Source organism: Streptomyces sp. NPDC050422 (assembly GCF_044458665.1).
Lineage (GTDB): Bacteria > Actinomycetota > Actinomycetes > Streptomycetales > Streptomycetaceae > Streptomyces.
Genome location: NZ_JBITIE010000013.1, coordinates 39,700 through 55,167, shown reverse-complemented (window position 1 = coordinate 55,167; position 15,468 = coordinate 39,700). Strand labels below are relative to the sequence as shown.

The window sequence follows — 15,468 nt, the reverse complement described above, 5'->3', positions numbered from 1 at the left end:
GCAGCGCGAGAGCCCACACCCGGGAACCCACGAGCCAGAGATTGAGGTCAGCCATGCCGCCGCATCAGGTCGTCATCGGTGTGGACAGTTCCACCCAGTCCACGAAGGCCGCGTTCGTCGACACCGCCACCGGCCGGCTGCTCGCCGTCGGCCGTGCTCCGCATGTCGTCACCGGCGAGGGCGGGGCCCGCGAGACGGACCCCGAGGTGTGGTGGCAGGCCCTGCGCGACGCGGTCGCCGCCGGGCTGAAGGAGTCCGGCGTCGCCGCCGCCGACATCACCGGGATCGCCGTCGCCGGGCAGCAGCACGGACTGGTCGTCCTCGACGGCGCGGGCCGCCCGCTGCGCCCCGCCCTCCTCTGGAACGACACCCGGTCCGCCCCGCAGGCCGCCGCGCTCACCGCCGCACTGGGCGGGCCCGACGCCTGGACCGCGCGCACCGGTTCGGTACCGGTGGCCTCGATGACCGCGTCGAAGTGGCAGTGGCTGCGGGAGAACGAGCCGGAGACCGCCGCCAGGGCCGCCGCGATCCGGCTCCCCCACGACTTCCTGACCGAGCGCCTCTCCGGCCGCGCCGTCACCGACCCGGGCGACGCGTCCGGCACCTGCTGGTACTCCACCGCCACCGGTTCCTACGACCCCGAGCTCCTCGCCCTCCTCTCCATCGACCCGGCCATGCTGCCGGAGGTGGCGCCGAGCGGGGCGGCGCGCGCCGGTTCGCTGACGGCCGAGGCCGCCGAGGCGCTCGGCCTGCCCGCCGGGATCGCCGTCGCCGCGGGCACCGGTGACAACATGAGCGCCGCCGTCGGCCTCGGGCTGGGCGGCGCGGGACTCCTCGACCACCCGGTCCTCAGCCTGGGCACCTCGGGCACCGTCTTCACGGCCTCCCGGACCCGGCCGGCCTCCCCCGCGCTCGCCGGTTTCGCCGCGGCGGACGGTACGTACCTGCCGCTGGCCTGCACCCTCAACTGCACGCTCGCCGTGGACAAGGTGGCCACCCTGCTGGGCCTGGACCGCAACGACGCGACGCCGGGTGGCGAAGCCGTACTCCTGCCGTACCTGGACGGCGAACGCACCCCCGACCTGCCGGGCGCCTCCGGCCTCCTCACCGGCCTGCGCCACGACACCACCCCGCAGCAACTCCTGGGCGCCGCCTACGAGGGCGCGGTCGTCACCGTGCTGCGCGCGCTCGACGAACTGCTGCGGGCCTGTGGGCTGGACCCGGACGACCCCGAGGTGGCGAACCGGCCGCTCCGGCTGATCGGCGGGGGCGCCCAGGGGCGCGCATGGGTGGAGACCGTGCGCCGCCTCTCCGGTCGGCCGGTGACCGTGCCCTCCAGCGGGGAACTGGTCGCCCTGGGCGCGGCCGCGCTCGCCGCCGCGGCGGCCACGGGTGCGGACCCGGTCGCGATCGCGACCGGCTGGGACACGGGTGAAGAGGTGCACCTGGAGGCGGTCGAACGGGATCTGACGACCTGGGAGCGGGTCGGTTCCGTACTGGAACGGGCGGCCGGCCCCCTGTTGGGAGCCGGCCGGTGACCGCTCACTCCGACCGCTCGACCTGACCGGCTGTCATGTCCCGTCGCACGCTGCACACAAGCGCGTGCGGCGGGCACCGGCCGTTTTGGATAGCGAACTGATGTTCACTACTATCCGGCGATGATCATAAGAAGAAGGCTGACGGTCGGGGTGGGCATTCTGCTCGCCACCCTGACCGCCGGGCTCGGCTCGGCGCTGCCCGCCTCGGCCGATGAAACCCCCACCAAAGCCTCCCCCAAGGTCGAGCTGGTGCTCGACGTCAGTGGTTCCATGCGGACCCGCGACATCGACGGCCAGTCCCGGATGACCGCGGCGAAGCAGGCGTTCAACGAGGTCCTGGACTCCGTGCCCGAGCAGGTACAGCTCGGCATCCGCACCCTCGGCGCCGACTACCCGGGCGACGACCGGAAGGTGGGCTGCAAGGACACCAAGCAGCTCTACCCGGTCGGCCCGCTGGACCGCACCGAGGCCAAGACCGCGGTCGCCACCCTGGCGCCCACCGGCTGGACCCCGATCGGTCCGGCCCTGCTGGGCGCCGCCGACGATCTGGAGGGCGGCGACTCCACCCGCCGGATCGTGCTGATCAGCGACGGCGAGGACACCTGCGGTCCGCTCGACCCGTGCGAGGTCGCCCGGGACATCGCGGCGCGCGGCATCAACCTGGTGATCGACACGCTCGGCCTGGTGCCGAACGAGAAGATCCGCCAGCAGCTCACCTGCATCGCGGAGGCCACCGGCGGCACGTACACCGCCGTCCAGCACACCGATGAACTCTCGGGCCGCGTCAAGCAGTTGGTGGACCGGGCGGCTGATCCCGTCGTCACCCCGGTCGCCACGAAGGGCGCCGACAGCTGCACGGACGCCCCGCAGCTCAAGGCCGGCCTCTACACCGACCGTGAGAAGTTCGCCGAGCACCGCTGGTACCGGGTCGACGTGCTTCCCGGCCAGGAACTGCGCGCCTCGGTCAGCGTGTTCGCCGACCGCGCCGTCAACAACGACTACGGCATGCTGCTGCGTGCGGTGACCGTGCACGGCCGGGAGATCGTCAGAGGCGCGGAGTCCGGCACCGGACGCACCGACGCGATCTCGTCCGGGCTGCGCTACCCGAAGCCCGAGGCCGACAACGACGGCGACGAGAAGCCGGCCGCGGAGACCGTCTGCCTCCAGGTCTCCAACTCCTTCTCCGCCCCCGCCTCGGTGAAGACCTCTCCCGGCATGCCGGTCGAGCTGACGATCGACCTGGTGGACGCCCCCGACGCGGCGGCCGACCCCGCGGCGTTCGGACTCGGCCGCGGCTGGTGGCTGCTGGGCGTGCTCGTCCTGACCGGGCTGATCGCGGGTCTGCTGACCGGCTGGATCACGCGCTGGCGCTTCGCCGTCTGGAGGACCCACTGATGTTCCGTACGAGACGCGTGCTCGCGGGCGCGCTGCTGACCGGTCTCGCCCTGCTGACCGGGGCGGGTGCCGCCGTCGCGGACGGCCCTTCGCCGAGCCCGAGCGAGTCCGGTGACGGGTCCGCCCCCACGGAGGCGGGCACCACCTTCCGTACCGCCACGGCGATCGAGCAGGACCAGCTCGCCACCGCCGGGGCGTCCACCGGCGACTACCTGTACTGGGTGTTCCCGGCCGACGCCGGACAGCGGGCCACGGTCAGGGCGAAGGTCACCCTTCCCGAGACCGCCACCCGGCACGGCGCCTCGACCTGGCAGGTCGATGTGTACGACGGGCTGCGCCGCCGCCAGTCCTGCATGTACGGGAAGCAGACCGGCAAGGCCGCGGCCGATGCCGCCACGGTCGAACTCACCTGCGTGCTGCGTACGGTGCGGGCCTGGTCCGAACCGTGGGCCAACGATCCGCTGCCCGGCAGCTACTACGTCCGCCTCACGGTCGTGGACCTGCCGTCCGCCGACCTCGGACTGCCGGTACGGACCGAGGTCGAGGTCACCGCGGCCGACAAGGGCGGTGCCGCGGATGTCGACGGCAGCCTCTCCGAGCCGCTGGTTCCCGGTGTGTCCTCGGTCGAGCAGGCCGCCGACGGCGCGTCGCCCGCCCCGGTCGCCCTCGCCGGCGAGCCGGAGGACGGCTGGTCCTCCGGCTGGTGGACCGACCGCTGGCTGTGGACGGTCGGCGGCGGGGTCCTCGGCGCGTTCGCGGCCGTCTTCGGCTACTCCCTGACGCGCGGCAACGGCCGCCCGTCCCGGGTCCCGCCGGGCGTCTGATCAGGGCTTCAGCCGCCGCGCCGGGCGACCGGCCCGCCCGGCGCCGCGGCTGAACGGATTGGGCCGCAGGAGACAGCGGCCCGGGACATCGTGCCTTCGCACGACGTCCCGGGCGCTTCTCCTGCGCGTTCAGCAGGCAGATTGTCCGCAGCCGCGTGACGCCCGGGAGTCAGACCGCGAACGGCCCGTCGCCGCCGAACACCAGCCCGGCGAAGCGTTCGCCCATCCGCAGATGCGTGGCGGCGTCCGGGTGGAGCTGGTCCGGCAGCGGAAGTTCGGCGGAGTCCTTCTCGCCGTAGAGCCTGCGGCCGTCGAGGTGGTGGAGGTTCGGGTCGTCGGCCGAGCGCTGCTTCACGATGCGGCTCAGTTCGTCCCGGATGACGTTGAGCGTCAGCTTTCCGGCGGCCCGTTCGGCAGGGTCGCCCATCGCCGCGAACTGGAGCCTGCCCTCGGCGAGGTTGCTGAAGTCCGGGGCGCTGGGGCCCGGGGTGTCCTCGTGGATGGGGCACAGGATGGGCGAGACGACCAGGAGCGGCGTGGTGGGGTGACCCTCCCGGATGGTGTCGAGGAAGCCGTGCACCGCCGGGGTGAAGGCGCGCACCCGCATCAGGTCGGCGTTGACGAGGTTGATGCCGATCTTGACGCTGATCAGGTCCGCGGGGGTGTCGCGCATCGTGCGGGCCGTGAACGGGTCGAGCAGGGCGCTGCCGCCCAGGCCCAGGTTGATGAGCTCCACCCCGCCGAGCGAGGCGGCGCGCGCGGGCCAGATGGATGTGGGGCTCGCGGCGTCGGAGCCGTGGCTGATCGAACTGCCGTGGTGCAGCCACACCTTGCGGCCGCTGACGGGTGCGGGCTCGACCGGGGCGTCGGTGCGCAGGGCGACGAGTTCGGTGGTCTCGTTGTACGGCAGCCAGATCTCGATGTCCTTGGCGCCCTCGGGCAGTTCGGTGAACCGGGCGGTGCCGACCGGGCCCGGCCGGGTCTCCGTGGATCCGGCCGTCATGTCGACCACGAGGACGTTCCCGCCGGTGGCGCTCGCCTGTCCGGCGAGGCGGCCGTCGACGAGCAGGTCGTAGACGCCGTCCGGCCGGGGCGGCGCGCCCACATAGGCCGTCTTGGTGCGCAGGGCGTCCAGTTCGATGGTGGTGGCGCGGGTACGGAAAACCAGCCGTACGCCGGAGGGCTGGGCCTCCGCCATGGCCAACTGGCCGTCGGCGGACTGGGCGCGGGCCCACGCGGGCAGTCGGTGCGGGCGCAGCCCGTGGGTGGTGCGTTCGAGGTCGAGCGCACCACGCAGGAGGGCGGCGGTGATCGGGGTGGTCTGCATGTCTCTCCGCCTGTTGCTCGGAACGCGTGAGGGGTCGGGCATCTGCGGGCCCGCGGTCGCCGCGGGCCCGCAAGGGGTATCGGGCCCGCAAGGGGTATCGGGCCCGCAAGGGGTATCGGTCAGGGCGCCGGCCAGTTGCGCAGCAGGGCGTCGAGGGCGTCCACGATCCGCGACCAGGATTCCTGCGAGTCGGGGGCGCTGTGACTGAACCCGCCCTGCATCTCCAGGCTGACGTAGCCGTGGAAGACGCTGCCCAGCAGCCGGACGGCGTGCGTCTGATCCGGCTCGCTCAGGTCGTAGCCGCGCAGGATCGCCCGGGTCATCTGCGCGTGCCGGCCACCGGCACTGGCGGCGGCCGCCTCCGGGTCGAGTCTGTACTGAGCGGCGGCGTACCGGCCGGGATGCTCGCGGGCGTAGTCCCGGTAGACATCGGCGAAGGCCCCCAGGGCGTCCTTCCCGGCCCGGCCCGCGAGAGCTGCCGCGCCGCGGTCGGCGAGCTCCTCCAGGGCGAGCAGGGCGATCCTGGTCCGGAGGTCGTGGGAGTTCTTCAGGTGCGAGTACAGGCTCGCGACCTTCACGTCGAACCGCCGGGCGAGTGCCGAAACGGTCACCTGGTCGAAGCCGACCTCGTCGGCCAGTTCCGCACCCGCCCGGGTCAGACGCTCCGGGGTCAGTCCCGCACGCACCATCAGCTGCTCCTCACATCACCTATACCCATCATGCATCTACCTAAAGGATTTAGGCAAATGCGAAATATACATAGGCGTGACTGATCATGCCACCGGGCCGCCCCGCCGCCTGTGACATGTCCCGGCTACCCTCGACAACTCACGTACTCCACAAGGCCGGTGGCGGGTGACCGCCCGCCCGGACCCCCAGAGCGAGCGGAGACCCTTCATGTCCACGGAGACCGGCCCGGCCGTCGATGCCGGGCCGCGCGGCCACAGGATCGTCCCGGGCCCGAAGGGGCTCCCCTTCCTCGGGAACATGCCGCAGTTCGCGAAGAACCCCCTGGCGTTCTTCGAGCGGCTGCGCGCCCACGGAGATCTGGTCCAGTGGCGATTCGGCCCCAACTCCTGCGTGTTCGTGGCCGATCCGGAGTGCATCGGCGAACTGCTCACCGAGACGGAACGCACCTTCGACCAGCCCGCGCTCGGCATCGCCTTCCGTACGGTGATGGGCAACGGCGTCGTGGTGGCGCGTGGCACCGAGTGGCGGCGCAAGCGGTCGCTCGTGCAGCCGTCCGTACGGCCCAAGCAGGTCAGGTCGTACGCGGCGACCATGGCGGGCAGCACGGTGGAGCTCGCCGACACCTGGTCGGGCGGCGAACGCATCGACATCAAGCGGGAGATGGCGGCGCTGACGCAGAGGATCGCCGTCCGCACGATCTTCGGCGTCGACACCCCCGCCGACGCCGAGGCGATGGGCCGGGCCATGGACGTGGCCCAGGCGGAGATCGGCAAGGAGTTCGCCGGCATCGGCGCACTGCTGCCCGACTGGGTGCCGACCCCGGGGCGGGCCAGGATCAAGAAGGCGGCCGCCGTCATCGACGCCGAGGTGGGCCGGGTCGTCGCCCGGCACCGTGACGGGGGTGACGAACGGCCCGACCTGCTCAGCCGGCTGCTCACCGCCGTCGACGAGAAGGGCACGAAGCTCGACGACCGGGAGATCCGCGACGAGACGGTCACGCTGTACATCGGCGGCCACGAGACGACGAGTTCGACGCTGGTGTGGGCCTGGTACCTCCTCTCCCGCAATCCCGGAGCGCGGGCCGCGCTGGCCGAGGAGCTGGACCGGGTGCTCGGTGACCGCGAGCCGGGGTTCGACGACTACGCGCAGCTCACGTACGCCCAGGCAGTGGTCAAGGAGACACTGCGGCTGTACCCGACGATCTGGCTGGTCACCGGGGTCGCGAAGGAGGGCGCACGGATCGGCGGCCTGCCGATTCCGGAGGGCACCAGAGTGTGGAGCAGCCAGTGGGCCACTCAGCGGGACGAGCGGTGGTTCCCCGAGCCGGAGGAGTTCCGCCCGGAGCGGTGGGACGCGGAGAGCGGCGACGAGATCGCCGAGTACGCCTGGTTCCCGTTCGGCGGCGGACCCCGGGTCTGCCTGGGCACCCGGTTCGCGATGGTCGAGGCGGTGCTGATCCTGGCGGTGCTCGCGCGGCGCTTCGAGCTGGACGTCGATCCGGGGACGGTGAATCCCGTGCCGACGCTGACACTGCAGCCTGATCGCGAGGTGATGGCCACGGTCCGGGCACGGTAGCGATGCCTTCGGGGTGGGCACGCCGGCCACAGATACTGAACCGATATGTCCGATCTATCGCCATGAACCGGGCATACCGTTCAGAATGTCCGTGTCGGCCGTACCGGCCGCCGGGGCCTTCGGGTCACGACCGCAGGCTGTCGATCCAAGGGGAGAAACTTCATGCGTCCGAGCTCCACTCTCACCGCCGCGCTCACCGCGGCGGCCACCCTGGCCCTGACGGTCACCGGCGCGTCGGCCACGGCCGGCGCCGCCACCCTCGGGGCGTCGGGCCGCCCGGCCCACTGCCAGGAGAAGGCCCTCAGGATCTCCGCCTCCCCCGGCGGGCAGCGCAACGTGGCGCGGATCGCCGTCACCAACCGGGGCGGCCGGACCTGCGTCGTGGACCGCATCCCGACGATCACGTTCCGGGGCCTCGACGGCTCGGCCCAGCCCGTCCCGCCCGCCAGCAGCGGTTCGTACGTGCTCTCGCCGGGCGAGCGCGGTTACGCGGCCGTGCGCACGGCGGAGCGCGGCACCCACCAGGGACATGTCGTCCGCAGCCTGTCCGTGGCGGCGGACCCCGCGCACTACGGGGTCACCTTCGGTGCGGCCACGGTGGGCATGGACCGCGGGATCCGGGTGTGGGAGCCGGTGACCACCCTGTGGCACACCTCGCGAGGCGCGGCGGACCGGGCCCTGGCCTCGGCGACGCGCTGAGCGTACGGGGGCGGGGAGCCGCGGCCGTTACGGCTGTGGCTCCCCGCCCCGCATACACGCTAGAGCGTGACCGTGCCCGTCCCCTCCGCCGTGACTCCTGTCGCCTCCGCGACCACCCGGTACGGGCGGTCCGTGCCCTCGGAGGTGACGGTCAGGGCCTCCCCGTCCCGCACCACCCGGAACGCGGCGGCGGTCGCGCCCGTCAGGCCCGGCACCGTGACGGTCGTGCTCCCGCCGGTGGAATCGGCGGCCGCGCCGCCGAAGACCCGCAGCGTGAGCCCGTCCAGCCAGTCGCCGTCGGGGCGCTGGTCGTCCGCGCCCCAGGGAAGCACCGCACCCGGACGCACCAGGACCGGCAGGCTGTCGAAGCCGTGGGTCTCGTGGCGCCAGACCGGCCCGGTGACGGTCTCACCGGTCAGCAGGACGGTCCAGGTGCCCTCGGGGACGTAGTACTCGACCTGCCCGTCCTCCGTGAAGACGGGCGCGACCAGCAGGTCCGGTCCGAGCATGTACTGGCGGTCCAGCATCCGCGTCGTCGGGTCGCCGGGGAACTCCAGCAGCATGGGACGCATCACCGGGACGCCCGTGCGGTGGGCGGTAGTGGCTGCCCCGTACAGATACGGCATCAGCCGGTGCTTGAGCAGGGTGAACTTCCGGGCGACGTCCACCGCCTCCTCGCCGAACGCCCACGGCACCCGGTAGGACACGTTGCCGTGCAGCCGGCTGTGCGAGGACATCAGGCCGAAGGCGAGCCAGCGCTTGAAGACCGCCGGATCGGGCGTGCCCTCGAAGCCGCCGATGTCATGGCTCCAGAAGCCGAAGCCGGACAGCGAGAGCGAGAGGCCGCCGCGCAGCGACTCGGCCATCGCGGTGAACGAGGCGAAGCAGTCGCCGCCCCAGTGCACGGGGAACTGCTGGCCGCCGGCCGTGGCCGAGCGGGCGAAGAGCACCGCCTCGCCGTGGCCCCGCTCCTTCTCCAGGAGTTCGAAGACCGTGCGGTTGTAGATCTGTGCGTAGTAGTTGTGCATCCTCTCCGGGTCGGAGCCGTCGTGCCAGACGACGTCGGTGGGGATGCGCTCGCCGAAGTCCGTCTTGAAGCAGTCGACGCCCTGGTCGAGCAGCGCCCGCAGTTTGCTGTTGTACCACTCGCACGCGGCGGGGTTGGTGAAGTCGACGAGGGCCATGCCGGGCTGCCACAGGTCCCACTGCCAGACGTCGCCGTTCGCCCTGCGCACCAGGTAGCCGAGTTCGGCGCCCTCCGCGAACAGGGCCGACTTCTGGGCGATGTACGGGTTGATCCACATGCTGATCCGCAGGCCGCGTTCCTTGAGCCGGGCCAGCATGCCCTCCGGATCGGGGAAGACGTCCGGATCCCACAGGAAGTCCGACCACTGGTACTCGCGCATCCAGAAGCAGTCGAAGTGGAAGACGGAGAGCGGGATGTCGCGCTCCGCCATGCCGTCGACGAACGAGGTGACGGTCTCCTCGTCGTACGAGGTGCAGAACGAGGTGGTGAGCCAGAGACCGAACGACCAGGCCGGCGGCAGCGCGGGGCGGCCGGTGAGCGCGGTGTACCGGGCCAGCACCTCCTTGGGCGTGGGCCCGGCGACGATGTAGTACTCCAGCGTCTGGTCCTCGACGCTGAACTGCACCTGGCCCACCGACTCCGAGCCGACCTCGAAGGAGACCTTGCCGGGGTGGTTGACGAAGACGCCGTAGCCGCGCGACGAGAGGTAGAACGGAATGTTCTTGTAGGCCAGTTCGCTGCTGGTGCCGCCGTCCGCCTGCCAGATGTCGACGGTCTGGCCGTTCTTGACGTACGGGGTGAAGCGCTCGCCGAGGCCGTAGACGTTCTCGCCGACGTCCAGGGCGAGTTGGGCGACCATGTGGTGGGCGCCGTCCGGAGTGGTCGCGAAGGCGGTGCCCTTGGCGTCGACACCGGTGAGGCACCGGCCGTCGGCGTCGAGGAAGGCCAGGCCCCACGGGCCGTCGCCGTCCATGCGCAGGGTCAGCGGACCGCTGGTCAGTTCGGTGACCGCTCCGTCCCGCCGGGTGCGGGCCCCGGCGGCTGCCGGGTCGAGGCCGGGGAGGACGAAGTCGGGCCCGTGCTGTGCCTTTCCGGCGTGATGGGTGGTGCGCACGCCGATGATTCCCTCGGCCGGGGAGAAGCATTCGACGGTGATGAGCGGGGAGTTGAGGGTGTCACCGCGTGCGGCGACGTGCTTGACCGACGCGTAGGCGGTGAACCGGTCGGCGCCGACGCGCAGATCGCGGATCTCGGTCGCGTAGGAGGCGTGTACGCCCTCTCGCATGAGCCAGAAGCCGTCGGTGAACTTCATGCGGACTCCTTGCCGGGGGCAACTGGAGGGACGGGGACAGGGGTGCGGACGGTGCGGCTCATGCGCCGTCACCGGTGAAGGCGATCCGGGCCAGACGCACCGAGCCGCGCAGGGTGACGCGCAGATCGGCGGTGCCGGAGGTGTTCAGAGCGGCCCGCACGGTGCGGTAGTCGTACGGCCCGTCGGTGGCGGCGACCGGGACGGTGACCGTGGCGTCCGCGACGGAGATCAGTACGGCTCCCTCCCCCGCCGCGGAGACCTCGACACTGCTTGCTCCGGCGGCGAAGCCGCAGCGGCGGTAGAGGAGTTCGTTGCTTCCGGTGACGGCGGTGACCGCGTCGCCGTCCGACTTCGTCCGGTCGACGATCTCGGTGCCCAGCTGCTCGTCGTAGTCGGCGGCTTCCAGACCGCGGGTCAGGACGGGTCGCGGTGCGGCGGGTTCGCCGTCGACCTCGACGACGGCGACGATCCGGATGTCCGTGCTCGACGCGCCCGCCTGGATCTCGTACGTGCCCGGCTCGACGGTCCAGCGGCCGTGCGCCACGTCCCAGTGGCCGAGCTCGGTGACGGGGACGAGGAAGTCGACGCGCTCAGCCGCGCCGGGCGCCAGGTGCAGCCTGTGGTGCCCTGCCAGCTGGCGCAGCGGCCGGACGACGGACGGGTTCACCGCGCGCACGTACAGCTGGGCGACCTCGTCGGCTGCCACGGCCCCGGTGTTGGTGACGGTCAGCGAGACCCTCAGCAGGTCTCCGTCGCGCTCCGCGTTCAAGGCGCTGTAGGTGAACGCGCTGTACGAGAGGCCGTGGCCGAACGGGTAGAGCGGGGCGCCCTCGTAGTAGAGGTAGGTCTGCCGGGATCCGATGATGTCGTAGTCCAGCAGGCCGGGCAGCTCCGCGTCGGAGGTGTACCAGGTCTGCGGCAGCCGCCCGGCCGGGGATACGTCACCCGCGAGGACGCGGGCGAGCGCGGTGCCGGCGGCCTGGCCGCCGTGCGCGGTCCACAGCAGTGCGGGGAGCGTGGCCGCCGCGTCGGTGAGGGCGTACGGGTAGGCGGAGGTGACCGCGAGGACGGTGCGCGGGTTGGCGGCGTGGGCGGCGCGCCACAGGCGTTCCTGCTGGGCGGGGAGGTCGAGGGTGGTGCGGTCCTCGGTCTCGCGGCCGTTGATGTGCGCGTCGTTTCCGGCCACGACGATGACGACGTCGGCTGCGGCTGCGGCGCGGGCGACGGCGTCCTCGCCACGTTCGGTCACCTGCATCTCGAAGACCGTTCCGGCGGCTTCCGCGGTGCCGGAGATTTCCTCCGCGGGGGCGGCAACCTTTACGCCGTCGGCGGCGACAGACACATACCTACCCGTTCCCACGTGCAGAAGGCGGTGACCGCCGGCATGATCCTCCACCGCTTCCCACCGGAACGTCTCCTGGACGATCCAGCCGCCCGGCTCGTCCGCGGAGGCACGTACGAAGCCGTCCTCGGCGACGGACAGATAGCGGCCGGCCGGTTCCCGCAGGGTGATCACGCCGTTGCCCCAGTCGACGAGCGCCAGCTCGGACGGGGTGTCGCCGCACGTCAGCGGCGGAAGGTCGGTGCGGCCCGCGAGCAGCGCCGGGTCGAGGGCGCCTTCCGCGCCGCGCACGGGCTCCTGGTTCGGGTCCGCCGCGGGAATCCGGAGCCAGCCGTCCGCGCACTTCAGCCGGACCAGGTCGACGCCCTCCGCGTGGACGATGTGCTCCGCGCCGAAGCGTTCCCGCAGTCCGTCGAGCGGGGTGGAGCGGTGGATGAGCGTGCCGCTGTACCAGTCGAGCTTGCACGCGTCCGCGAGGAGACCGACGACGGCGACGGTCCTTCCGGCGGCGGGGTCCAGCGGCAGCAGGCCGTCGTTCTTGAGCAGCACGACCGCCTGCTCGGCGGCCTCCAGGGCGAGCGCCCTGTGGTTCTCGGTGTCGAAGTCCGTGGTGTGCGCGTACGGGTCGAGCGCGGGGTCGAACTCGCCGAGTGCGAAGCGCAGTTCGAGCAGGCGCCGGACGGCGGTGTCGATGTCGTGGTCGTCGAGGAGGCCCTGCTCCAGGGCGCCGCGGATGCGGCCGGTCATGATGCCGGAGTCCTGGCCGTGGTCGGTGAAGCTGTCGACGCCGGCACGCAGGGAGGCGGCCGTCGCCTCCTCGTGGGTTTCGAAGTAGTGCTCGGAGTCGACGAGGTTGGACGGCGCCCCGGCGTCGGAGCAGACGACCAGCGACCGGTCGGTCCAGGCGCGCAGCTGCTGCGACAGGTGCGGCGAGACATGGTTGGGACGCCCGTTGACCAGGTTGTACGCCGGCATGACACCGGCCACCGCGCCCGCCTGCACGGCGTCGCGGAAGGCCTTGAGGTCGTACTCGTGCAGGACCCGCGGGCGGACCGAGGACGAGGAGGTGTCGCGGTCGGTCTCGTTGTTGTGGGCGAGCCAGTGCTTGAGGACGGGGGCGGTCCGCCAGTACAGCGGGTGGTCGCCGCGCAGTCCCCGGGTATACGCGACCGCGATGGCCGAGGTCAGTCCGGCGTCCTCGGAGTACCCCTCCTCGCCGCGCCCCCAGAGCGGGTTGCGCAGCAGATTCACGGTCGGGGCCCAGACGTTGAGGCCGACGCGGTCGTCCTGGGCGCGCTTGGCGCGGACCTCGTTACCGACGGCCTCGCCGACCCGGCGCACCAGTTCGGCGTTCCACGTGGCGCCGAGCCCCACGGCCTGTGGGAACACCGTCGCCGGACCCATCCAGGCCACACCGTGCAGGGCCTCCTGGCCGGTCCGGAAGGCGCCGAGACCGAGCCGGTCGACCGCCGGTGCGAACTGGTGCAGCATCGCGATGCGCTCGTCGAGAGTGAGCCGCTGGAGCAGATCGTCGACGCGCTCGGCGAAGGGCAGCTGCGGGTCGCGGAAGGGCTGCGGTTGTTCCGTCACGTGCGGGTCCCCTTGGAGAGGTGGGAGGTATTCCGGTGCCAGTGCCTCGCACGAGCGCCCGAGGAGCCTCGGAAGATCTTTCGAAGCGCTTCGATGCTCGGTGGCCAACCCCGCGCATGTCAAGGGCTCGCGTGCGACCTCCGTACCCGACAGCCCCCCAATGCGCCAGGAAACGGTTCGGAAACAGGTCGGAGGAATGTGGAAACGGACTCTTGTGCGGCCGTGCCCCTTCACTTAACCTCGCTGCAACATCGAAGCGCTTCGACGGAGCTTCGATGGGGCGCCCGGCGCCCGTGATCCTCCCGGGACGGCGACAGCTCCTGCCGCCTCCCTGTTGAACCGCTTCACCTGCGGCCGGTCACGCCGGCTCAGTCAGCAACGCTCCACCTCAGACACAGGAACCGAACGGCGGTCGCCCGCCACGTGTCGTCCTGGTGCGCCTCGAAGGGTTGACGCAATGACGCCGAATTCCACCCCCTCCTCCACGGCTCCCAGCCGGAGAAGCTTCCTCGCCACGGGCGCGGTCGCCGCTGTCGCCGTGGCCGGCGGGGTACCGCTGCTCGCCGCGTGCGGCGGCTCCGGTTCAGGTTCAGGGAGCAAGGAGGGCACGACCACGGGCAAGGCGCTCAAGAAGGTCGTACCGTCCTATGCTCCGCTGAACCTGGTCCAGCCCGACGTCGCGGGCGTCAACGGTTCGAGCCCCGGCTTCACCAAGCTCCCCGACCCGCTGGTCGTCTCCGTGAAGTCGGTCCCGGGCAAGGGGTCGTCGTTCCGCGTCATGACGCCGCTGTGGGGCACCGTCCCGAAGAAGAACAACCCGTACTACACGGCGGTCGACAAGGCGGTCGGCGCGACGCTCAACTTCGACCCGCAGGACGGCAACACGTACCAGGACAAGATCGGCGCGGTCCTCGCCGGTTCGGACATCCCGGACGTCATGACGATCCCCGGCTGGAACATGCAGGGGCAGATCCGCAACGCGATCACCGCCAAGTTCGCGGACCTGTCCCCCTACCTGGCGGGCGACGCCGCCAAGAAGTACCCGAACCTGGCGAACATTCCGACGGGTGCCTGGCAGTACTCCGTCTTCGGCGGCAAGCTGCGCGGCCTGCCCATGCCGACCTCGATCATCGGCAACGCGCTCTTCTACCGCAAGGACCTGATCGGCTCCGGGGCCGTACCGGCCAGCGCCGACGACCTGCTGGCCTTCGGCAAGGAGCACACCGCCCCCAAGCAGAAGGTCTGGGCGTTCGACGACCTCTGGACCTGCATCCAGATGATCTTCGGTGTGCTCCCCGACGCGCCGCACTACTGGCAGCTGGAGAACGGCAAGCTGGTCCACAAGATCGAGACGAAGGAGTACCGCGAGGCGCTCGCCTTCGCCCGCAAGCTCCACGACGGCGGGTACGTCCACCCGGACGCCGAGGCCGGCAAGGACGCCGACGCCAAGATCCGCTTCACCAGCGGTCACACCGTGATGTACAACGACGGCACCGGTGGCTGGAAGGGCATGGTCACCGAACAGCAGGCAGGCAACCCGAAGTTCGACATGCAGGCACTCGACTTCTTCAGCGCCGACGGCGGCAAGCCGACCCTGTGGCAGTCCGACCCGGCCAGCATCTTCACCTTCCTGAGCAAGAAGCTCCCCAAGGAGAAGATCGAGGAGTTCCTCGCGATCGCCGACTACGCCGCCGCACCGTACGGCACCGAGGAGTTCATGCTCACCAACTACGGCGTCAAGGACACCCACTACACGATCAAGGACGGAACCCCGACCTACACCCCGCAGGGTGTCCAGGAGGCACAGCCCTCCACCTTCCTGTTCCTCGCCTCACCTCCCCACGTCATCGCCTACCCGGACCAGCCGCAGCTGGCCAAGGACTACGCCGGCTGGATGGCGCGCCAGGCCCCGAACACCAAGAAGCCCCTGTTCTTCGGCATGCAGGTCGTCGAACCGCAGCGGTACGCCTCCCTCTACACGCCGTTCGACGACCTCCAGAAGGACATCCGCCGCGGCCGCAAGAAGGTCAGCGACATCGACGAGGCCGTGAACACCTGGAAGAAGAGCGGCGGCGACAAGCTGCGCGCCTGGTACCAGGACGTTCTCGACAAGAACGGCTCCGGCAACTGACGCGTACGACGCGCACCA

Annotated in this window: 10 protein-coding genes; 6 read left to right on the top strand and 4 right to left on the bottom strand. The window is 71.4% G+C overall.

What is annotated here, in order from left to right:
- Positions 1–53: 53 nt before the first annotated feature.
- From xylB to ACIBJG_RS21530, 3 genes are all read left to right on the top strand, one after another.
- Positions 54–1,538: a xylulokinase gene (gene xylB / locus ACIBJG_RS21540; RefSeq protein ID WP_399309455.1), complete on the top strand. Its 1,485-nt coding sequence runs from the start codon at positions 54–56 to the stop codon at positions 1,536–1,538.
- A gap of 120 nt (positions 1,539–1,658) precedes the next feature.
- Entirely contained in the window at positions 1,659–2,933 is a 1,275-nt protein-coding gene (locus tag ACIBJG_RS21535) for a VWA domain-containing protein (RefSeq protein WP_399309453.1), read from the top strand.
- Positions 2,933–3,757, top strand: a complete 825-nt coding sequence (locus tag ACIBJG_RS21530) for a hypothetical protein (RefSeq protein ID WP_399309452.1) — start codon at positions 2,933–2,935, stop codon at positions 3,755–3,757. Before ACIBJG_RS21535 ends, ACIBJG_RS21530 begins: the two co-directional genes overlap by 1 nt.
- Before the next feature lie 169 nt (positions 3,758–3,926).
- Here ACIBJG_RS21530 and ACIBJG_RS21525 read toward each other — a convergent pair whose 3' ends face one another.
- A complete protein-coding gene (locus ACIBJG_RS21525) occupies positions 3,927–5,084 on the bottom strand; it encodes a GDSL-type esterase/lipase family protein (protein ID WP_399309450.1) in 1,158 nt (385 codons plus the stop codon).
- Between the two features lie 119 nt (positions 5,085–5,203).
- Positions 5,204–5,773, bottom strand: a complete 570-nt coding sequence (locus tag ACIBJG_RS21520; protein WP_399309448.1) for a TetR/AcrR family transcriptional regulator — start codon at positions 5,771–5,773, stop codon at positions 5,204–5,206.
- Positions 5,774–5,981: 208 nt separating this feature from the next.
- On the opposite strand from ACIBJG_RS21520, the gene ACIBJG_RS21515 reads away from it, so the two are divergent.
- Together ACIBJG_RS21515 and ACIBJG_RS21510 are read left to right on the top strand one after the other, a co-directional pair.
- Positions 5,982–7,349, top strand: coding sequence for a cytochrome P450 (locus tag ACIBJG_RS21515; RefSeq protein WP_399309446.1), 1,368 nt, complete (start codon positions 5,982–5,984; stop codon positions 7,347–7,349).
- Between the two features lie 162 nt (positions 7,350–7,511).
- A complete protein-coding gene (locus ACIBJG_RS21510) occupies positions 7,512–8,048 on the top strand; it encodes a DUF4232 domain-containing protein (RefSeq protein WP_399309444.1) in 537 nt (178 codons plus the stop codon).
- A 59-nt stretch (positions 8,049–8,107) separates the two neighbouring features.
- On the opposite strand, the gene yicI is transcribed toward ACIBJG_RS21510, so the two are convergent.
- Together yicI and ACIBJG_RS21500 are read right to left on the bottom strand one after the other, a co-directional pair.
- Entirely contained in the window at positions 8,108–10,387 is a 2,280-nt protein-coding gene (gene yicI, locus ACIBJG_RS21505; RefSeq protein ID WP_399309443.1) for an alpha-xylosidase, read from the bottom strand.
- Between the two features lie 58 nt (positions 10,388–10,445).
- Positions 10,446–13,319 (bottom strand): glycoside hydrolase family 3 C-terminal domain-containing protein, encoded by a 2,874-nt coding sequence (locus tag ACIBJG_RS21500; protein ID WP_399309441.1) that lies wholly within the window; start codon positions 13,317–13,319, stop codon positions 10,446–10,448.
- A gap of 457 nt (positions 13,320–13,776) precedes the next feature.
- On the opposite strand from ACIBJG_RS21500, the gene ACIBJG_RS21495 reads away from it, so the two are divergent.
- Positions 13,777–15,450, top strand: coding sequence for an extracellular solute-binding protein (locus ACIBJG_RS21495; protein ID WP_399309439.1), 1,674 nt, complete (start codon positions 13,777–13,779; stop codon positions 15,448–15,450).
- The last annotated feature ends 18 nt before the right edge of the window (positions 15,451–15,468 follow it).